Origin of the sequence: Nonomuraea sp. NPDC059007 (assembly GCF_042740555.1) — a bacterium.
In the GTDB taxonomy this organism is placed as follows: Bacteria; Actinomycetota; Actinomycetes; order Streptosporangiales; family Streptosporangiaceae; genus Nonomuraea.
In genome coordinates this window covers 1-18,335 of record NZ_JBHYJD010000065.1, presented here as the reverse complement: position 1 = coordinate 18,335, position 18,335 = coordinate 1, and the positions used below count along the sequence as shown (strand labels likewise).

20 protein-coding genes are annotated in these 18,335 nt (G+C 70.2%); 9 read left to right on the top strand and 11 right to left on the bottom strand.

Going from position 1 to position 18,335, the window contains the following annotated elements:
- Window positions 1-92 precede the first annotated feature (92 nt).
- Window positions 93-1,142, top strand: coding sequence for an acyltransferase family protein (locus tag ACFWY5_RS51795; RefSeq protein ID WP_379615372.1), 1,050 nt, complete (start codon window positions 93-95; stop codon window positions 1,140-1,142).
- On the opposite strand, the gene ACFWY5_RS51790 is transcribed toward ACFWY5_RS51795, so the two are convergent.
- The 6 genes from ACFWY5_RS51790 to ACFWY5_RS51765 are packed head-to-tail and all read right to left on the bottom strand — an operon-like array spanning window position 1,134 to window position 5,760.
- The gene (locus ACFWY5_RS51790) at window positions 1,134-2,126 is read right to left on the bottom strand and encodes a GNAT family N-acetyltransferase (RefSeq protein WP_379639457.1); all 993 of its coding nucleotides are present in this window, start codon (window positions 2,124-2,126) and stop codon (window positions 1,134-1,136) included. The genes ACFWY5_RS51795 and ACFWY5_RS51790 overlap by 9 nt on opposite strands.
- Window positions 2,123-3,016 carry a glycosyltransferase family 2 protein gene (locus ACFWY5_RS51785; RefSeq protein ID WP_379615368.1) on the bottom strand — a complete coding sequence of 298 codons (894 nt, stop codon included), beginning with the start codon at window positions 3,014-3,016 and terminating at the stop codon, window positions 2,123-2,125. The genes ACFWY5_RS51790 and ACFWY5_RS51785 overlap by 4 nt, the downstream gene beginning before the upstream one ends.
- Window positions 3,013-3,669 (bottom strand): polysaccharide deacetylase family protein, encoded by a 657-nt coding sequence (locus ACFWY5_RS51780; protein WP_379639456.1) that lies wholly within the window; start codon window positions 3,667-3,669, stop codon window positions 3,013-3,015. Before ACFWY5_RS51780 ends, ACFWY5_RS51785 begins: the two co-directional genes overlap by 4 nt.
- Window positions 3,670-3,717: 48 nt before the next feature.
- Complete coding sequence (locus ACFWY5_RS51775) at window positions 3,718-4,563, bottom strand: Gfo/Idh/MocA family protein (RefSeq protein WP_379639455.1); 846 nt, start codon at window positions 4,561-4,563, stop codon at window positions 3,718-3,720.
- Window positions 4,560-5,267, bottom strand: a complete 708-nt coding sequence (locus ACFWY5_RS51770) for a hypothetical protein (RefSeq protein WP_379615362.1) — start codon at window positions 5,265-5,267, stop codon at window positions 4,560-4,562. The genes ACFWY5_RS51775 and ACFWY5_RS51770 overlap by 4 nt, the downstream gene beginning before the upstream one ends.
- The gene (locus ACFWY5_RS51765) at window positions 5,251-5,760 is read right to left on the bottom strand and encodes a carboxymuconolactone decarboxylase family protein (RefSeq protein ID WP_379615360.1); all 510 of its coding nucleotides are present in this window, start codon (window positions 5,758-5,760) and stop codon (window positions 5,251-5,253) included. Before ACFWY5_RS51765 ends, ACFWY5_RS51770 begins: the two co-directional genes overlap by 17 nt.
- A gap of 99 nt (window positions 5,761-5,859) precedes the next feature.
- On the opposite strand from ACFWY5_RS51765, the gene ACFWY5_RS51760 reads away from it, so the two are divergent.
- The gene (locus ACFWY5_RS51760) at window positions 5,860-6,267 is read left to right on the top strand and encodes a hypothetical protein (RefSeq protein ID WP_379615358.1); all 408 of its coding nucleotides are present in this window, start codon (window positions 5,860-5,862) and stop codon (window positions 6,265-6,267) included.
- Window positions 6,268-6,305: 38 nt separating this feature from the next.
- Here the strand turns inward: ACFWY5_RS51760 and ACFWY5_RS51755 are convergent, their stop codons facing one another.
- The 5 genes from ACFWY5_RS51755 to ACFWY5_RS51735 all read right to left on the bottom strand — a co-directional run bounded on the left by ACFWY5_RS51755 (window position 6,306) and on the right by ACFWY5_RS51735 (window position 12,336).
- Window positions 6,306-7,187, bottom strand: coding sequence for an NAD-dependent epimerase/dehydratase family protein (locus tag ACFWY5_RS51755; protein WP_379639454.1), 882 nt, complete (start codon window positions 7,185-7,187; stop codon window positions 6,306-6,308).
- Window positions 7,188-7,693: 506 nt separating this feature from the next.
- On the bottom strand, window positions 7,694-8,740 hold the full coding sequence (locus tag ACFWY5_RS51750) for a 2-oxoacid:ferredoxin oxidoreductase subunit beta (RefSeq protein WP_379615353.1): 1,047 nt from the start codon (window positions 8,738-8,740) through the stop codon (window positions 7,694-7,696).
- The gene (locus ACFWY5_RS51745) at window positions 8,737-10,572 is read right to left on the bottom strand and encodes a 2-oxoacid:acceptor oxidoreductase subunit alpha (protein WP_379615350.1); all 1,836 of its coding nucleotides are present in this window, start codon (window positions 10,570-10,572) and stop codon (window positions 8,737-8,739) included. Before ACFWY5_RS51745 ends, ACFWY5_RS51750 begins: the two co-directional genes overlap by 4 nt.
- A 195-nt stretch (window positions 10,573-10,767) precedes the next feature.
- Window positions 10,768-10,842 (bottom strand): putative leader peptide, encoded by a 75-nt coding sequence (locus ACFWY5_RS51740; RefSeq protein ID WP_376773454.1) that lies wholly within the window; start codon window positions 10,840-10,842, stop codon window positions 10,768-10,770.
- 33 nt (window positions 10,843-10,875) lie between these two features.
- On the bottom strand, window positions 10,876-12,336 hold the full coding sequence (locus ACFWY5_RS51735) for a polysaccharide deacetylase family protein (RefSeq protein ID WP_379639453.1): 1,461 nt from the start codon (window positions 12,334-12,336) through the stop codon (window positions 10,876-10,878).
- A 112-nt stretch (window positions 12,337-12,448) separates the two neighbouring features.
- On the opposite strand from ACFWY5_RS51735, the gene ACFWY5_RS51730 reads away from it, so the two are divergent.
- From ACFWY5_RS51730 to ACFWY5_RS51700, 7 genes are read left to right on the top strand one after another with little or no spacing between them, the layout of a single operon-like run.
- Entirely contained in the window at window positions 12,449-13,795 is a 1,347-nt protein-coding gene (locus ACFWY5_RS51730; protein ID WP_379639452.1) for a glutamate-1-semialdehyde 2,1-aminomutase, read from the top strand.
- A gap of 19 nt (window positions 13,796-13,814) precedes the next feature.
- The gene (locus tag ACFWY5_RS51725) at window positions 13,815-14,186 is read left to right on the top strand and encodes an NADH-quinone oxidoreductase subunit A (RefSeq protein WP_379615344.1); all 372 of its coding nucleotides are present in this window, start codon (window positions 13,815-13,817) and stop codon (window positions 14,184-14,186) included.
- Window positions 14,187-14,204: 18 nt separating this feature from the next.
- Window positions 14,205-15,293 carry a M48 family metallopeptidase gene (locus ACFWY5_RS51720; RefSeq protein WP_379639450.1) on the top strand — a complete coding sequence of 363 codons (1,089 nt, stop codon included), beginning with the start codon at window positions 14,205-14,207 and terminating at the stop codon, window positions 15,291-15,293.
- A 57-nt stretch (window positions 15,294-15,350) separates the two neighbouring features.
- The gene (locus tag ACFWY5_RS51715; RefSeq protein ID WP_379615455.1) at window positions 15,351-15,860 is read left to right on the top strand and encodes an NADH-quinone oxidoreductase subunit B; all 510 of its coding nucleotides are present in this window, start codon (window positions 15,351-15,353) and stop codon (window positions 15,858-15,860) included.
- Window positions 15,857-16,378, top strand: a complete 522-nt coding sequence (locus ACFWY5_RS51710) for an NADH-quinone oxidoreductase subunit C (RefSeq protein ID WP_379615340.1) — start codon at window positions 15,857-15,859, stop codon at window positions 16,376-16,378. Before ACFWY5_RS51715 ends, ACFWY5_RS51710 begins: the two co-directional genes overlap by 4 nt.
- Before the next feature lie 5 nt (window positions 16,379-16,383).
- Window positions 16,384-17,325 (top strand): NADH-quinone oxidoreductase subunit H, encoded by a 942-nt coding sequence (locus tag ACFWY5_RS51705; protein WP_379615338.1) that lies wholly within the window; start codon window positions 16,384-16,386, stop codon window positions 17,323-17,325.
- A complete protein-coding gene (locus tag ACFWY5_RS51700; RefSeq protein ID WP_379639449.1) occupies window positions 17,322-18,257 on the top strand; it encodes a hypothetical protein in 936 nt (311 codons plus the stop codon). Before ACFWY5_RS51705 ends, ACFWY5_RS51700 begins: the two co-directional genes overlap by 4 nt.
- Window positions 18,258-18,335 lie beyond the last annotated feature (78 nt).

The following is an 18,335-nucleotide window of genomic DNA, read 5'->3' as shown; positions in this document are numbered from 1 at the left end:
CAAGGGCAGCGCATCCCCCCGCCCACGTCTCGGATATCGATACCTGCGCTTGGAACGTTACGAGAGGCGGCAGGTCGTGATATTTACGGGTGATGAGCGAGCTCGTAGTAACTCGCAAGAGGCTGGATTCACTGACCGGGTTACGGTGGATCGCCGCCTTCGCGGTCTTCGGTTTCCATATCCACGCGGCCGGGCTCACCAGCGACCCGGCGTTGAAGGCGGTGCTGTCCGCCCTTTTCTCCGCGGGCGCCGCCGGTGTCCCCTTCTTCTTTATCCTGTCCGGGATGGTGCTGACCTGGTCGGCGCGGCCCGGCACCTCCTCCGGCGTCTTCTGGCGGCGCAGGGCGGCGCGTGTCCTGCCCAACCACGTCCTGACCTGGCTCGCCGTCCTGGCGTTGCTGGCCGTCTCCGGCGCCGCCGTCTCCGCCGGTCCCGCGCTGAGCGGGCTGGTGCTGCTGCAGAGCTGGGTGCCGGTCGAGGCCTACTACTTCGGCGGCAACACACCCGCCTGGTCGCTGTCGTGCGAGCTCGCGTTCTACGCTGCCTTCCCGGTGCTGCTGCCGTTGCTGCGACGGGTGCCCGCGCACCTGCTGGGCTGGGTGGCGGGCGGGATACTCGCGGGCATCTGGGCGGTGCCGCTGCTGTCGCAGCCGATGGGTGACGAGATCGCCTACTGGTTCGTCTGGATCTTCCCGGTCACGCGGGCGCTGGAGTTCGCGCTGGGCATCGCGCTGGCGTTGCTGGTCGCCTCCGGGCGCTGGCGGGGGCCCGGCCTGCCGGTCGCGGCGGTGATCGCGCTGGCCGCCTATGCCACGGTGCCGTTCGTGTGGGAGCGCTGGGGGTGGGTGGCGTGGACGGCGGGGCCGTTCGCGCTGCTGATCGCGGCCGCGGCGACCAGTGACAACCTGGGGGAGCGGGTCTCGTTCCTGGCCTCGCGGCCCATGGTGTGGCTGGGGGAGATCTCCTTCGCCTTCTACCTCGTCCACCAGCCGGTGATCAGAGTGGCGGGGCGGCTGGTCGGTGGCGACCGGCCGGTTCCCGTCGTGCTGCTGGCGGTCGCGGGCATGCTCGCGCTCGCGCTCGCCGCCTCGTGGGCGCTCTACCGGTATGTCGAACGGCCGCTGGAGCGGCGGCTACGTTAGGCGGCGCTTCATCCGGCTCAGCGTGGGCCTGGCCCGCTCCAGGGCGGTGCGGGCGGCCCGCCGTACCGGATTTCGGGTGACCAGACCTTGACCTACGGTCGTCTCGCCCGTCTTGGCGCGGCGTTTGTACTCGTCGTCGCCGCGCCCGAGGTCGATGCGCTCCACGCCCAGGGACGGCGCCGCCAGCACCAGCTCACGCAGCAGGATCCAGCCCGGCGCCAGCTTGGCGTGGCCGGGGTCGTAGACGGGGAACCACCAGTGCAGCACCCCGCCCGACCTGATCCCGAAGTGCGCGGCCAGCAGGTGCGGGCCGGCGTGCAGGGTCGACAGGATGCCCGAGAAGTCCGGCTCGCGGGTGTGCAGGAGCAGCTTGAGCAGGTCCGTGCGGCCGGACTCGGCGAAGTAGTCGCGCGCGCCCGTCGCCCGGTACTGGGCCCGCTTCAGGTCGATCACCTGAGCCAGCGCGTCCTCGTCCAGGCTGTCGGCGGCGAAGCGCACCGGCCCCAGCTCGCGCCCGGCCTTGGCCGCGCGCCTGCGCGCCTGCCCCATGTTGTCCTTGCCCGCCTTCGACGCGCGCGCGAGGTAGCCGTCGAGCCCGCCCTCCACCTCCACGTACGGCGAGGCCCGCCGCGTGACCGTCCACCGCTCGAAGCCCGCCACCCCCTCCACCAGGTGGTCGAACTCGAACCCCGTCACCCCCTTGCCGAGCAGCCGCAGCGGCTCGAAGGCGGTCCCCGGCGCCAGCAGCGGCCCCTGGAAGTCGGCACCCGGCCACCCGGCGGGACGCAGCGTCGAGCCGATCCGATGGCAGGCCAGCAGCGCGCCCTCGCCCACGGCCACGTGCACGGCCCGGCCGCTCGCGTGCACCGCCCCGGCGAAGCGCGGATGGAAGAAGGGACTGTCCAGCGCCGGATTGGCCGCGCGCAGCCCGTGCCAGGTGTCGAGCTGTTCCAGCGTGAGCTCGTGGAAGGGCAGCAGCCTCATTGCGGCAGGCTCTTCCAGCGCCGGGACGGCCGCAGCAGCCAGGCCACGCACTCGCGCGAGGTCCTGCGCCCGGTCAGCGCCCGCGCCGCCTCGCCGAGCAGCACGATCAGGAAGTACAGGCCCCCGGCCAGCGGGCCGCGCCGGCGCCGGAACAACGTCACCTTGTTGATCATCAGCAGCGCCGCCAGCGACGGGTTGACCGCCGAGTCGCCGCCGATGTGCTCGATCACCGACGCCGGCTCGTACCAGGTGGCCCAGCCGTGGTCGGCGGCGCGCAGGCAGTACTCGGTCTCCTCGCTGTAGAGCAGGAACGACTCCTCCCACGGACCGAGCTCGGCCAGCATCTTCGCCGACATGCACAGCGCCGCGCCGGTCGCCCAGGCGACCTCGCGCGCTTCGGCGTACTCGCTCGGGTGCGTCACCAGCTCGCCCAGCCTGCCGAGCCGGCCCGCCCTGATCCCGCCGATGGCCGCCTCCACCGCGGCCCGGCCGATCGACGGCATCCGCCGCAGCGACGGCTGCAGCGAGCCGTCCGGATTCACCATGTACGGCGCCGCGATCCCCCGCCAGGCCGCCTCAGCCAGCGGCAGGATGGACCCCGGCCGCAGCCGGCAGTCCGGGTTGATCAGGTAGACGGCGTCCAGTTCCCCCAGGTCGAGCGCGGCGACGGCGGCGTTGAAGCCCGCCGCGTACCCCGCGTTCGAGCCCACCTCCACCACCCGCGCCCCGCCCGCCTTCGCCAGCGCCACGCTGTCGTCCTTGGAGGCGTTGTCGGCGACCACCACGTCGATGAGTTTCACGCCCTCCGAACCCGCGACGATCGAGCGCAGGCAGCCGTCGATCACGTCGGCGCTGTTGTAGGTGACGATCACCACCGCGATCCGCTTCAACGGCGTGTCCTTTTGTAGAGGCGGGCGCCCAGATCGCGCAGCGACGTCCCGGCGTGCAGGACCCGCTCGATCCACGCGCTGTCCAGATCGTGCTTGAGGCTGGTGCGCGCCTGCAGCCAGCCGCCGGGCCTGGCCCGCCCGCCGTCGCTGGTGTACGCCCGGCTCACCCCCGCCCGCCGGAGCCTGGCCAGCACGCGGCGGTCGTAGGAGCCGAACGGGATCGCCACCCGCGACACCCGGCGCCCGGACACCTCGCTCAGCACCGCGTGCGCCTGGGCCAGTTCCTGCTCGGCCTCGCGCGCCGATACGCGCCGCCAGTCGCGGTGCGCCCAGCCGTGCGAGCCCACCCGCATCCCGGAGGCCACCAGCGCCCGCACCCCGTCCTCGTCCAGGCGGCCCGGCTTGCCGAGCTCGCCGGCCAGCACGAAGAACTCGGCCTGCAGTCCCCGCTCCAGCAACCTCGGCAGCGCGATCTCCAGGTCGGAGGCGTTGCCGTCGTCGAAGGTGATCCGCACGTCGGGCCGGCCCACCACCGCGTCCATGACCTGCTCGAACCGTTCCACGCTCACCCAGGTCAGATCCTCGCCCGGATCGAGCGCCCGGCGGGTCTCGCCGATGCCGTGCACGGTCAGGTTGACGACCGAATCCCCCACATGCCCCTCCCAGGTCAGCTTTAGGTAATCGGGCGGCGGATGGCCCCGTTACACCGCGGCCAGCAGTTTTTGCAGGTGCAGGCCCCTGTTCACGTCGATCTCATGGGGACGCCACTCGCGCACCGCCGCGGCGAACTCCGCGCGCAGCGCCGCCCTGGTCGGCCCGGAGTCGCCGGCCAGGTCGGCCAGGTCCAGGCGGAGCTCGCCGTGCGGGCCGTACATCTCGTAGACCGTGCGCTTGCCGACGCCCGGCACCTGGCCCGACAGCGTCAGCTGGCTGACCGCGCCGCCCTCGTGCAGGCAGGTCAGCATGTGCACGGCCGAGCCGGCCGAGCTGACCTCCTTGATCGTGCCGAGGGCGGCGTCGAGCAGGTCGAGGCCGTGCGGGCCGGTGTTGTACAGGACGCCGCCCCTGTCGCGCCATGGGCTGTGGGCGAACGTGCCGTCGCGGAACTCGTTGGTGAGCTGGCAGGCCCGCCCGCCGTACAGGCTGGTCCCGGCGCACGCGCGCAGGAACGCGCGCACGCCGGGACGGAAGCGGTTGGTCAGCGTCAGCATGCTCGGCACGCCCGCCCGCCCGACCTCCGCCGCCACCCGCTCCGCCGCCGCGACGTCGAGCGCGAGCGGCTTTTCCAGCAGTACGGCCCGGCCCGCCCGCGCCGCCAGGACCGCCAGCGTCGCCTGCACATCCGGCGGTACGGCGAAGACCACGGCGTCGCAACGTTCCAAAAGCTCGTCGAACGTGGCGAACACCGGCACGCCGATCCGCGCCGCGTTGCCGGGATCGCGCGACCAGACACCCGCCAGCCGGGTTTCTGGACCCGCGGCGAACGTCGGCGCGTGAAACGCCCGCGCCCACGGCCCGGCGCCGGCCAGCCCGACCGAGACGGTCACGCCTTGATCGCGATCAGCGATTTGGTGAGCCCCGCCACCCTTTCGGCCCTCATCCGCGCGGTGGGGAAAAGCAGCGCCATTTCCGCGCGGCCGATCAGCTCGATTTCCAGCGCGTCCTGGAGCGCGGCCGGCCAGTCGGGGGACTTGGTGTGCACCAGCGGCCAGCGCCGGTTGATCCGGGCCCGGACGTTCAGCGGCAGGAATTGGTAGAAAGGAAAAAGCACATGCGGCTCGACCGGAAAGTATCTGTAGGGCGTCTGGACCCAGAACCGCCCGGCGAGCGAGTGCACCGCGTCCGCGAACGCCTGCCGCCTGGCGTAGCCGCCCACGTGCTCGATCACCGCGTTGGAGAAGACCAGGTCGTAGTCGTCGCCCAGAATGCGTTTGGGCAGGTCACAGGCGTCGCCCACTTCCGTCCTGAGCCAGCTCGGCAGCTCCTGGTCATCGTGCGCCAGGTTGATGACGTGGACGCTGGCCGGTTTGATCGGGGCGCGCATCCAGGCGGTGGCGGTGCCGCCGAGGTCGATGACGTTCATCTGTCCCAGGTCGGGAAAGCTTTCCGCCACCCACCGCCAGCGGCGCGCCCGCGCCTTTGCCGCGACGGAATTTGGACCGTCGACGAATAAGTTCCGCAAGGGAGATCCCACCGCGTCATCTTCGCCTACGGGCTGCCACCGCGCCAGCGTTCTACCCAGGTAGGCCACCTTCGGCCACCTTGCTGTAGTTCTTTCCGAGCGGCCGGCCGGGGATCGGCTTGGCGATGAGGGCGACCGGAATGAAGAAGCAGATCTGGCCGATCGTGAGGATGAGCGTCCAGAGCGCCTTGTCGTCGTAGAGGGCCGCCGCCCTGGCGTACAGCTCGTCGGGGACGCGCTCCCCGGTCGGGTTCGGGGTGAGGACGGCCTCCACGAGTTCCAGCGCGACCCGCTCGGCGTCGGTGAAGTACGGGGCGTCCCGCCAGGACGGCAGGGCGGCGATGCGCTCCTCCGTCTCCCCGGCCTTGCGCAGCAGTTCGGTCTGCCGGACGGTGTGGTACGTGCTGCCGGCGATCTGCCCGGCGCGCAGCTGGACCAGGATGATGGTGAGGGCCGGGATCGCACCGTTGTGGGCGGCCTTGGACATGGCGCCGGCGACCGTTCCCACCTCGGGGAAGAACTGCATGGGGTCGGGCAGGCGGGACTCGATGGATGCGGACATGGGGCTTCTCCCTAGGGTCGGCGGGTGTCTTGGAGGTCCGACGACACAGCCGCGGGGAATGTGAGGCCTCACATTTCGGCGGGCTACGGCGTCGGACTCATGACAGATCCATCCAGCGCCGTCCTGGCCGTCGAGGAGTCACCCGTGTTTCTGCGTGTCGCGATCATCCTGCAAGCCGTGACCCTTTTCAGCGCCCCGATCACCGCCGGGTTGCTGCTGACCGCGCCCAGCGGACGGGCGCTGCACAGCGCCTCGGCGTACTCGGTGTTCGCCGCGGCGCTGGTGCACCTGGTCGCGGTGATCCTGGTGTGGCGGCGGGGCGGCGGCGCCGCCCGGCCCGTCCTGTACTCGGCCGGGTTCTTCGTTCTCGTCCTGGCGCAGATCGCGCTGGGCATCGCGCAGGCGGTGACCCTGCATCTCCCCTTGGGCGTGCTGTTGTTCGGCTACAGCGTCCTTCAGCTCAGCCAGCTGCCGTCGATGCGGCGGCTGGCGCCGGAGAGCGTCTGAGCGGTGGCAGGCCGGGGTCGCCGGTCTGCCACCCCTGATCAGGACTTTCGCTGCTGGTCGGCGTACCAGGCGATCGTGTTCTTCAGCCCGTCGACGAGTGAGGTCCTGGGCTGCCAGCCGAGTGTCGTCCCGGCGGGGCCGACGTCGGCGATATGGGCGCGGTCGAGCTGCCGGTCGGGCAGCGCGCCGTACTGGGGCGTGATCGGGCTGGCGGCCAGACGATGGAGCAGCTCGATCGTGTCCCTGATGGACACGCCCACCCCGCTGCCCACGTCGTACATGCCACCGGCGGCCTTCTCGCTCTCCGCCGCCGCGACGAACGCCTCGATCACGTCGTCGATGTAGATCCAGTCGACCAGCCGGGAGCCGCTGCCGATCCGGGCAGAACGTCCGTTGAGCAGCTCCGTGGTCACGTACGGCACCAGCTTGGCGATGTCCCGCTGGCCGGGGCCGTACACCATCGCGATGCGCAGCACGGACACGTCCACCGACCACAGATGGTGGAAGAGCCGGGCGTACACCGTGGCCGCGGACTTGGCCGCGGAGTACGGCGAGTGCGGCACGCTCTCCGCGGAGCGCATTTCCTCGATGGACCCGGCGAAGACCAGCTTCATGGGCTGTCCCGCCGCGGCCGTGAGCAGGTTGACCGCGGCGACCAGGTTGCCGTCCAGCATGGCTCTGACCATGCCGACGTCCCTGATGCCGGTGACCTCACTGGCCAGGTGGAAGACCAGGCCGGGCCGGATCGTGCCCAGGAGGTCGGCGGTGGGCGCGGCCTCGCGCAGGTCGCACTGGTGCCAGATCTCGGCTCCGACCTGCGGCTGCGGCTGCCTGCTCACCGCGTGCACCTCGGCGCCGAGCAGTTCGAGCCTGCGCGCGAGGTGCGATCCGATGAACCCGCTGGCGCCGGTGACCAGCACGCGAGTTCCTTGCCATTGCGGCATTCTCTTTTCCCTCCTTCATGACATGTCGGAACGTGCCTGAACGGAGGGGCGGCGGCCCCCTCGGACTGGGCGGGGGGTGGCCGGGATGGTGGGGATCGGGGTCGGGTCCCGCCCGTGCGAGGCGGCGGTGACTTCGCGCGCGGCGTCGCGGGACGTACCTGCGGATCTCCTGGCGGCGCCGTTGCGGGCGCGCGGCGGCGGTGGCCGTGGCGACGGGCGAGGAGCGCTTGGGCGAGCAGTGCGCGGGCCAAGCGTGCCGTGGAGTCCTGGTCAGGCGGCACGGGTGGCCGCCGCAGTCGGGTTCGACCGGCGCTTGCTCGGACTCCACGACGGTGACGTGCACGGCTACGACCGGCGGTGGTGCTACCGCCGGTAAGCCGAGAAAGGTGGCCGCCAAGAGCAAGACGGCAGACAGCACGCTCTTGGCAGCCAAGTGAGTCTCCGCGACAGAGGTTCCGCTACGGAGACATTGTCAGCTCGGCTCAGCCGATGCGCCAGGTGTCTCCGCCCAGCAGAAGCTCGCTGAGATCTCCCGGGCCCTTCCCGGCCGCCGCCTGCTCCAGCTGCTCGGCCATGAGCACGTCGTAGGCCGGGCGGTCCACCTGCCGGAAGATGCCGATCGGCACGTGCTCGAACGCGGGCTCGTCGAGCCTGCTGAGCGCGAACGCGAGCGACGGGTCCGGGTTGTGCGCGTCGTGGACGAGGATCTGGTCCTCGCTCACCGAATCGCGCGCGACCACCTCGATGCCGCCGTTGGCCGCCCTGACCACGGCCTTGGAGGTGCTCACGATCGGCTGGTCGTGCTCCATGCGCAGCGTGATGTCGTCGCGGACCTCGGGGTCCTTGAGCGGCTCGAAGGCGTTGTCGTTGAAGATGTTGCAGTTCTGGTAGATCTCCACCAGCGACGTGCCCCGGTGCGCGGTGGCCTCGCGCAGTACCGACTGCAGGTGCTTGCGGTCGGAGTCGATCGTGCGTGCCACGAACGAGGCCTCGGCGCCGATGGCCAGCGAGATCGGGTTGAACGGCTTGTCCAGCGAACCCATCGGCGTCGACTTGGTGATCTTGCCGACTTCGGAGGTGGGCGAGTACTGGCCCTTGGTCAGACCGTAGATCCTGTTGTTGAACAGCAGGACGTTCAGGTTGACGTTGCGGCGCAGCGCGTGGATGAGGTGGTTGCCGCCGATCGACAGCGCGTCGCCGTCGCCCGTGATCACCCACACCGACAGGTCGGGACGGCTGGCCGCCAGCCCCGTCGCGATCGCCGGCGCGCGGCCGTGGATCGAGTGGAAACCGTAGGTGTTGAGGTAGTACGGGAACCGCGAGGAGCAGCCGATGCCGGAGACGAAGACGATGTTCTCCCGCTTGAGCCCCAGCTCCGGCAGGAAGCTCTGCACCGCGGCCAGGATCGCGTAGTCACCGCAACCCGGGCACCAGCGCACCTCCTGGTCGGACTTGAAGTCCTTGAGTGTCTGCTTCACGTCGGTCTTGGGGATGAGGTTCAGCCCCTTGCCGTTGACCAGCTCGGTCATTTCTCAATCACGTCCTGAATGACTCCGGCCAGCTCCTCGGCCTTGAACGGAAGCCCGCGTACGCGGTTGTAGCTGATGATGTCCACCAGGAACTTCGCGCGCAGGAGCAGGGCCAGCTGTCCCAGGTTGATCTCGGGCAGCAGCACCTTGTCGTAGCTCTTGAGCACCTCGCCGACGTTGGCGGGCAGCGGGTTGAGGTGGCGCAGGTGGGCCTGGGCGACCTTGCCGCCGGCCTTCCTGATCCGCCGCACCGCCGCCGCGATGGGCCCGTACGTCGAGCCCCAGCCCAGCACCAGCACCTTGGTGCCGTCGTGGACGTCGTCGACCTCCAGATCGGGGACGTCGATCCCGTCGATCTTGGCTTGGCGCAGCCGGACCATGAGGTCGTGGTTGTTGGGGTCGTAGGAGATGTTGCCGCTGCCCTCGGCCTTCTCGATGCCGCCGATGCGGTGCTCCAGGCCCGGCGTGCCGGGGATGGCCCAGGCGCGGGCGAGCGTCTCGGTGTCCCGCTTGTAGGGCAGGAACTCCTCGTCGCCGTTCTTGACCGCGAACTCGGTGGAGATGTCCGGCAGGTCGGAGACCTCGGGCAGGCGCCACGGCTCGGAGCCGTTGGCCAGGTAGCCGTCGGACAGCAGATAGACCGGCGTGCGGTACTTCACCGCGATCCGCGCGGCCTCGATGGCCGCGTCGAAGCAGTCGCTCGGCGAACTGGGCGCCACGATCGGCACCGGCGACTCGCCGTTGCGGCCGAACATGGCCATCAGCAGGTCGGTCTGCTCGGTCTTGGTCGGCATGCCGGTGGAGGGGCCCGCGCGCTGCACGTCCACCAGGATGAGCGGCAGTTCGGTCATGACCGCGAGGCCGACCGTCTCGCCCTTCAGCACGACGCCGGGACCCGACGTGGTGGTCACGCCCAGCGCGCCGCCGAAGGCCGCGCCCAGGGCGGCGCCGACGCCGGCGATCTCGTCCTCGGCCTGGAACGTCCGCACGCCGAACTTCTTGTGCTTGGACAGCTCGTGCAGGATGTCGCTGGCCGGGGTGATCGGGTAGGAGCCGAGGAACAGCGGCAGCTTGGCCTGCACACTCGCGGCGATGAGGCCGTAGGCGAGCGCCTGGTTGCCGGAGATGTTGCGGTAGACACCCGGCGCCAGCTTGGCCGGCTTGATCTCGTAGGAGACCGAGAACGACTCGGTCGTCTCGCCGAAGTTCCAGCCCGCCTGGAAGGCCGCGATGTTCGCCTTGGCGATCTCGGGCTTCTTCGCGAACTTCTGCTCCAGGAACGTGATCGTGTGCTCGGTCGGCCGGTGGTAGAGCCACGACAGCAGGCCGAGCGCGAACATGTTCTTCGAGCGCTCGGCGTCCTTCTTCGACAGGTCGAAGCCCTCCAGGGCCTTGACCGTGAGGGAGGTCAGCGGCACCGCGTGCACCCGCCACTCCGACAGCGTGTCGTCCTCGAGGGGGTTGCCCTCGTAGCCGACCTTCTGCAGGTTGCGCTTGGTGAACTCGTCGGTGTTGGCGATGATGTCCGCGCCCCGGGGAAGATCGCCGAGGTTGGCCTTGAGCGCGGCGGGGTTCATCGCCACCAGGACGTTCGGAGCGTCCCCCGGCGTGAGGATGTCGTGGTCGGCGAAGTGCAGCTGGAAGCTGGACACGCCCGGCAGCGTTCCTGCGGGGGCGCGGATCTCGGCGGGGAAGTTGGGCAACGTGGACAGGTCGTTGCCGAACTCCGCGGTGCCCGCGGTGAAGCGGTCGCCGGTGAGCTGCATGCCGTCGCCGGAGTCACCGGCGAATCTGATGATCACACGGTCGAGTTGCTGAACCTGCTTCGTCACGGCGCCTCCTTGGTCGGCGCGGTGTGCTCGCGGGTGCCCTCGCTACGCTCGGTCACGAGTCCTCCTCGACGCGCCATTGCGCGGGAGCGGGCGCGGTCTCTGTTTCCATGCTAGATCCTCGGGAGGGTCAAGACGTTTCCTCGCCGCACAATGCGGGTAAACGCGTTGAAAGTTAGGGGTGGCGGGGGAGAACGACTAAGGGTGACACAGCCCGGACGCGAGCCTGCCGAGATCGACGTGCAGGCGGGCGAAGAGGGTGGTTCGGGTCACGAGCGCCAACTATACGTCCCCCCAAAGCTCAGGCTACGTCAGGGGTTGCTTGCGTGAACCGCTCGCCCCCGACAGGTACAGGCGTCCGGCCTGCATCCCAGCAGAGCCGTACAACTCTGGAACGGTGACGAAGGTGTAACCCTTCCCGCGCAGTCTTTTGAGGATGTCCGGAACCGCCTCAACGGTCGTGCGATGAATGTCGTGCATCAGGATGATCGCCCCAGGATGCGCGCCCTTGACCGCCCGCTTGGCCACGACCCCCGCCTTCCTGTCACGCCAGTCGCGGGTGTCGACGTCCCAGTTGACCAGCGAGACCCCGAGCTCCTTCGCAACCGCCAGCACATCCTTGCTGACCGCCCCGTACGGCGGCCGGACCAGCGTTGGCCGCTCACCGAGCGTGGCCGTCAGCGTGTCCTCGGTCCGGATCAGCGAGTCGGCGATCTTGCTGCTCGACAGCTTCGACAGGTCCCGGTGCGCCCAGCTGTGGCTGCCCACCAGGTGTCCCTCGCCGCTCATCCGGCGCAGGAGGTCCGGCCGGGCCGCGGCGTTGACGCCGACCGTGAAGAACGTCGCGCGCGCCCCCGCGTCGCGCAACGTGTCCAGCAGCAGCGCGGTGTGCGGCCCCGGCCCGTCGTCGAAGGTGAGCGCGACGCACTTCGCCTTCGCGCAGTCGACCGTGCCCGCCTGGTTGCTGGTCGCCTCCGGGCTGTGCGTGGGCGTCACCTTCGGCGTGGTCTCCGGCGTCGGCGGCGCGGCCGCGCGGGCCGCCTCCCGCGCCCGCCGTCCCGCCGCCGACAGCAGCGGCTCCACCTCGGCAGCCGGTACGGCTTCCGCCACCCTCCCCAAGGAGCAGGCGCCGACCTGGCAGTCGTCGAACTCCACCACGAGATCCCCGTCGCGGTTGAAGGCCATCGAGTCGAACAGTTCGGGATTCGCCCCCACCCCGCCGGACCCGCGGGCCTCCAGCCGCCGGCTCACCTTCTCGGCCAGCCCGCCCAGCGCCGCCTCGCCGTCGAGCAGCCCGGTGGAGGGGAAGGCCTGCTTGGTCCGGCCGTCGTACCAGAACGTCCGGTTGGCGTTGCCCCAGTTGGCGCCGTAGAACTCGCCCGTGCGCAGCCGTACGGCGATGGCGGCGTCGGAGGCGACGGGCAGTTGCCAGTCCACGTTGAGCTCGGGCCGGGGGGCCGGTCCGTGCTTGACGGTGGACTCGCGGAAGGCACGCAGCTGGCGCTCCGCCTCCTGCCTGACCTTGTCGTTGAGCGGGCCGGCTCCCTTGATCTCGGGGTAGGTGATGTGCACGTACCGGCCGCTGCCGTCCCCCTCGCCGAGGGTCTTGGTGACGAGCCCGTTGACTGCCGACGGGGTCACGAAATCGATCTTCGTCGGCTCGGCGGGGACCTTATGGTCGCCCTCGGGGGAGGCGGTGGTCATGCCGCAACCGGCGACGGATACGGCAATCAGCGCGATTCCTCCGAAGAATCGCATTTTGTGCATGCGGGCCAGGCTATGGGTGCCCTTTGAGCGCTTTACCTTCCCTTGGGAATCTTGGAGTCGAGCCTTTAGTGGGGTATGTACGTAAAGGAGTTGCGTGCCTACGATGTGATGGGTGCGGGATCTAGGACCGTCTACGGGGTTCATCCAGTCGACCCTTCTTCAGCGCAAGCTCCATGACCTGGTGCCGGGCGGCGCGCACACCTACGCGCGCGGTGACGACCAGTACCCGGAGGGCATGGCGCCGGTACTCGTACGCGGCGCGGGCGCGCGGGTGTGGGACGCCGACGGCAACTGCTTCGTCGAGTACGGCATGGGCCTGCGCTCGGTCACGCTCGGGCACGCCTATCAACCGGTGCTGGACGCCGTGCGCGAGGTGCTCGACCAGGGCCTGAGCTTCAGCCGCCCCACCGAGCTCGAACTGCGGGCCGCCGAGGACTTCCTCGCCCCGCTGCCCGGCGCCGACATGGTGAAGTTCGCCAAGAACGGCTCCGACGCCACCTCCGGCGCCGTTCGCCTGTCCCGCGCCTACACCGGCCGCGACCTGGTCGCCGTCTGCGCGCAGCCGTTCTTCGCCACCGAGGACTGGTTCGTCGGCGCGCTGGAGATGAACGCCGGCGTGCCCGAGTCGACCAGGAAGCAGACCCTCCGCTTCGCCTACAACGACCTCGGCTCGCTGCGCGCGCTGTTCGACCGGCACCCCGGGCAGATCGCCTGCGTCATCATGGAGGCCGCCACCGCCCTGGCCGAGCCCGAGTCCGGCTTCCTCGAAGGCGTACGCGCCCTGTGCACGGAACGCGGCGCGCTCCTCGTCTTCGACGAGATGATCACCGGGTACCGCTGGGCCTACCCCGGCGCCCAGGAGTTCTACGGCGTCCGCCCCGACCTCGCCTGCTGGGGCAAGGCCATCGGCAACGGCTTCCCCGTCTCCGCGCTGACCGGCCGCCGCGAGGTCATGGAGCTCGGCGGCCTGCGTACCGACCGGGACCGCGTCTTCCTGCTGTCGTCCACCCACGGCGCGGAGACGGTGTCGCTGACCGCCCTGCGCGCGGTCATCCGCGCCTACACCGAGCACGACCCTGTCGGCGTCATGGAGGAACGCGGGCGCGCACTCGCCGACGGCGTCAACTCCGCCGCCCGCGAACTCGGCCTCGCCGCCCACGTCGCGGTCGTCGGCCGCCCCTCCTGCCTGATCTTCACCACCAAGGACGCCGAAGGGCAGCCGTCACAGCCGTTCCGCACGCTCTTCCTGCAAGAACTCCTGCGGCACGGCGTCCTGTGCCAGTCGTTCGTGGTCTCCGCCGCGCACACCCCCGACGACATCGAGCTCACCGTCGAGGCCGCGCGCGCCGCCCTGCTCGTGTACGGCAAGGCCCTGGAGGACGGCATCGGCCGCTTCCTCAACGGAGCCCCGGTGGCCCCCGCCCTCCGCAGCCGCGCCGCCCCTCGCCGGGTGCGCTGACGAAGGTTACGATCAGCCCATGGACGGCTACTACGGCAACTACGCTCTGGTCGCCGCGCTGCTGCTCATCGGCGTGGCCATCGTGGCCGGCGCGCTCATGGCCAACCGTCTCCTGCGCCCCACCCGCCCGACCGCGGAGAAGCTGACCACCTACGAATGCGGAGTGGACCCGGTGGGCGACGGCTGGGCCCAGTCCCAGATCCGCTACTACGTCTTCACCTACCTCTACGTGGTCTTCGCGGTCGACGCCGTCTTCCTGTTCCCCTGGGCCACGGTCTTCGCCGCCCCCGGCTACGGCATGACCACGCTCGTGGAGATGTTCGTCTTCCTCGGCTTCATCGCGCTCGGCATCCTGTACGCCTGGCGCAAGCGCGTCCTGACCTGGACCTAGCCCCAGATAAAGTGCCCCATGACCTCATGGCGGGACCGGCCGCGCACGCGGCCGGCCGAAGAGCTCCCCGACGAGGTCGGCGACGGTTGCGCCACCGGCGGCCGCCTCGCCCGACTGGCCTCCTACGCCGCCGCGCTGCTGGTGCACCTGCTGACGCTCGCCCTCGTCGCCGCCGGGATCTGGCTGATCACGCGGCCCGGGTTCATCGGGATCATCCTCGGCGCCGGGGCGCTCGGGCTGGCCTGGCTCATGGCGCCGCGGCCGGGGAAACTGCCTGACGGGGTGGCGCTGGGCCGTACCGACGCGCCCGAGCTCTTCCGGCTCGTGGACGAGATCGCCACCGCGCTGCGCGCGCCCCGCCCCCACATGATCGTCGTCTCCGGCGAGGTCAACGCCGCCTACGGCACCTACGGCCCGCTGCGCAGGCGCTTCCTGGAACTCGGCTACCCGTTCTGGCTCGCGCTGACCCCGCAGGAGCGGATCGCGATGCTCGGGCACGAGGTCGCCCACTCGGTCAACCAGGACACCCGGCACGGGTTCGTCGTCGGCTCCGCGCTGGGCGCGCTGGCCGAACTGCACGAGACCACCAGGACGGACGGCGACCACCTCACCTTCGGCAAGATCGCCGTGGCGCCGCTGCGGCTGGTCGCCGGCGGGTTCCACACGGCGCTCGAACGCATCACCTACCGGGCCACGCAGCGTGCCGAATACCGGGCCGACCTCATCTCCCTGCGCGTGGCCGGATCGGAGGCCGCGCTCGCCGCGATCGACAAGGGGCTCTGGGCGCTGCCCCACCTCGCCGACTACCTCGGCACCCAGGCCCATCAGGTACGCGGGGACCTGTGGGACGCGGTCAGGGCCTACGTGGCCGAGATGCCCGAGGACGAGCGCGACCGGCGCCGCCTGGCCGCGCGGCGGCAGGAGGCGCGCGTGGACACCACCCATCCGCCCACCCACCTGCGCCGCGACCTGCTGGCCGGCCGGCCGTACACGGAACCGATGGTGCGCGCGCCACGGATGGAGCCCATCGACCGCGAGCTCGACGAGGCCGCGCGGCGGATCGCGAGCGAGATCGTCGACAACGCCCGCGCCGCGCTGTACATGTAGGGGGCTCTACTCTTCCGCCGCCACCCGCGCGAGAATGGTCACATGGCCGATCTTCCGATGCCCACCGTGGGGCCGATCTCGCGGCTGGCACCCAAACCCATGCGGTTCATCCTCAACTGGGGGCGGCGCTACTCGCTGTGGGTGTTCAACTTCGGCCTGGCCTGCTGCGCGATCGAGTTCATCGCCACCTCGACCAGCCGCCACGACTTCATCAGGTTCGGCGTCATCCCATTCGCCAACGGGCCCAGGCAGGCCGACCTCATGATCGTGTCGGGCACCGTCACCGACAAGATGGCGCCCGCCGTCAAGCGGCTCTACGAGCAGATGCCCGACCCCAAGTACGTGATCTCCTTCGGCGCCTGCTCCAACTCCGGCGGCCCCTACTGGGACTCCTACTGCGTCACCAACGGCGTCGACCAGATCATCCCCGTCGACGTCTACGTGCCCGGCTGCCCGCCCAGGCCAGAGGCGCTGCTCTACGGGATCATGAAGCTTCAGGAGAAGATCGCGGGGGAGAAGCTCAGCGACCGCTACATCTGGTCGCGCGCCCACAAGGAGGACGTGTGAGCTTCTCTTCCTGGGGCGAGCGGGCCCAGCTCAGCGAGTCGTACGGCGAGCACACCGTCGACGTCGCCGCCGCCGACTGGACCGAGGCCCTCACCTACGCCCGCGACGAACTCGGCTACGAGTTCTTCGACTGGCTGACCGGCGTCGACGACCCGCCGGAAGGCTTCACCGTCGTCGCCCACGTCTACAACCCCGCCGAACGCGCCCGGCTCCTGCTGCGCACCTGGGTGCCACGCGCCGAGCCGCGGCTGGCCTCGGCCGTCGGCGTCTACCGCGGCGCCAACTGGCACGAGCGCGAGACGTACGAGATGTTCGGCGTCACCTTCGACGACCATCCCTACCTCGTTCCGCTGCTCCTGCCCGACGGCTTCGAGGGCCACCCGCTGCGCAAGGACTTCATCCTGGCCGCCCGCGTGGCCAAGGCCTGGCCCGGTGCCAAGGAACCCGGCGAGTCCTCGCCCGGCCGCCGTAAGATCCTCCCACCCGGAGTACCCGCCGACTGGGGCACTGGAGGTTAGGCCACATGCTTGATGTGATCTTGCGCTTCGCCGTCATCCTCGCGGTGTTCCTGCTCCTGCCGCTCATCATCGGACAGACCGAGCACAAGGTCATGGCGCACATGCAGTCACGGCTCGGGCCCATGTACGCCGGGGGTTTCCACGGCTGGGCCCAGCTCATCGCCGACGGGGTCAAGTTCGCCCAGAAGGAAGACGTCATCCCGGCCGCGGCCGACCGCCGCGTCTTCATGATCGCCCCTGGTGTGGCGCTGGTGCCGTACCTGGTCGTGCTGATCGTCATCCCCATCGACAAGAACGGTTTCGGCGTCAACCTCGACCTCGGCCTGTTCTTCGTGCTGGCCGTCATGGGCATCGGCGTGCTCGGCTCGATCATGGCCGGGTGGGCCTCGGCCAACAAATACTCCGTGCTCGGCGGCATGCGCTCGGCCGCCCAGCTCATGTCGTACGAGCTGCCGCTCGTGCTGGCCGCCTCCTCCGTCGCCATGGCCGCCGGAACCCTCTCGCTGCCCGGCATCCTGGACCAGTGGCAGTGGTGGTGGCTGCCGTGGCAGGCCATCGGCGGCGTCGTCTTCTTCCTCGCCGGTCTCGCCGAGCTGCGCCGCCCGCCGTTCGACATGCCCATCGCCGAGTCCGAGATCATCATGGGCCCGATGACCGAGTACACCGGGATGCGGTTCGCCCTGTTCATGCTCGCCGAGTACGCGGGCATCGTCGTGCTCTCCTTCCTGACCACCGTGTTGTTCCTCGGCGGCTGGCACGGCCCCCTCCTGGCCGGGTGGATCTGGACGCTGATCAAGGTGTTCCTGCTGGCCTTCGTGGTGATCTGGCTGCGCGTCAGCTTCCCCCGGCTGCGCGAGGACCAGCTGCAGAAGCTGGCCTGGGTCGGACTGGTGCCGCTGGCCCTGGTCCAGCTCGCGCTGACGGGTGTCGTGAAGGTGCTGCTTTGAGCGAGTTGCGCTCCGGTCTGACGGTCCTGTCCTGGTCCGCGGGCGAACTGCTCATCTCCCCTTCTCCGGTACGGCTCACGCCCGCCGCCCTCCTCCACTACCGCTACGAGCAGACGACCGTCGGCGCCGACGGCCTGCCCGCGTACGAGCGGACCGTGAGCGGGCTGGCGGTGCTCGACCAGGACGGGCTCGTCCTCGCCGACCTGCCCGGCGAATGGGAAGACGTCCTGGCCTTCGCGCAGGCGGGCGGTGTTCCGCTGCACGCGGCGCTCGACGCTCCCGCCGCCCGGGTCCGGGCTGCGCTGGCCGCCCGCGCGCCTGGGTGGAGGCGCATCGTCGGCGTTCCGCCCGCACCGGCCGCGCGCTGGCGTAAGCCGGTGGCGATCGGGCTGGGGGTGGCGGCCCTCGGGATCATGATCTACCTGACGTCGAACGGGTTCTGGTACGTGTGGCGGGGGTTCTCGGCGATCGGGCGGCTGCTGATCGATGTGGTCGAGGTCAAGTGGCTGATCTTCTTGTTCAGTCCGTTGTTGTTGTTTCTGGCGCCTGTGCGTGAGCGCCTTACGCGGCGGAGTGTGCGTAAGGGGGTGATGGTGGGGTCGGTGGGCGGCCTGCACCTCAGGCTGACGTCCGGCATCCTGTTCATCAACCGCGGCCCCCAAACCCTGACCGCCCTCCCCGTAACCCCCCACCCACCCCTCGCCCCACCCTCGACTTCCCCCACTTCTGCCCCACCGCCCCCACCCGCACCCTCCACGCCGCCCCCACCCGCGCCGCCCGCACCCTCCACGTCTGCACCCTCCACCCCCGCGCCGTCGGTGTCCGCGCCGTCCCCTCCCGCGCCGTCCGTGTCCGCGCCCGCTTCCCCTGCGTCTGCAGACCCGCTACCTTCTCCGGCCGCCGCCCTGACACCCACTAGATCGCTGATGTGAAATTCGGGTTAGTGGTCGTAGGCGGTCAGGGACCGTTTTACGGGTGCGCCGGTGTTCCAGTTGTGCCAGATGGCGGCG

Excerpts from the sequence above, each read along its gene's own strand:
- ACFWY5_RS51795 (WP_379615372.1), top strand. The coding sequence starts at position 93 with ATGAGCGAGCTCGTAGTAACTCGCAAGAGGCTGGATTCACTGACCGGG.
- ACFWY5_RS51790 (WP_379639457.1), bottom strand. The coding sequence starts at position 2,126 with ATGAGGCTGCTGCCCTTCCACGAGCTCACGCTGGAACAGCTCGACACC.
- ACFWY5_RS51765 (WP_379615360.1), bottom strand. The coding sequence starts at position 5,760 with ATGTCCGCATCCATCGAGTCCCGCCTGCCCGACCCCATGCAGTTCTTC.
- ACFWY5_RS51760 (WP_379615358.1), top strand. The coding sequence starts at position 5,860 with ATGACAGATCCATCCAGCGCCGTCCTGGCCGTCGAGGAGTCACCCGTG.
- ACFWY5_RS51750 (WP_379615353.1), bottom strand. The coding sequence starts at position 8,740 with ATGACCGAGCTGGTCAACGGCAAGGGGCTGAACCTCATCCCCAAGACC.
- ACFWY5_RS51735 (WP_379639453.1), bottom strand. The coding sequence starts at position 12,336 with ATGCACAAAATGCGATTCTTCGGAGGAATCGCGCTGATTGCCGTATCC.
- ACFWY5_RS51725 (WP_379615344.1), top strand. The coding sequence starts at position 13,815 with ATGGACGGCTACTACGGCAACTACGCTCTGGTCGCCGCGCTGCTGCTC.
- ACFWY5_RS51720 (WP_379639450.1), top strand. The coding sequence starts at position 14,205 with ATGACCTCATGGCGGGACCGGCCGCGCACGCGGCCGGCCGAAGAGCTC.
- ACFWY5_RS51715 (WP_379615455.1), top strand. The coding sequence starts at position 15,351 with ATGCCCACCGTGGGGCCGATCTCGCGGCTGGCACCCAAACCCATGCGG.
- ACFWY5_RS51705 (WP_379615338.1), top strand. The coding sequence starts at position 16,384 with ATGCTTGATGTGATCTTGCGCTTCGCCGTCATCCTCGCGGTGTTCCTG.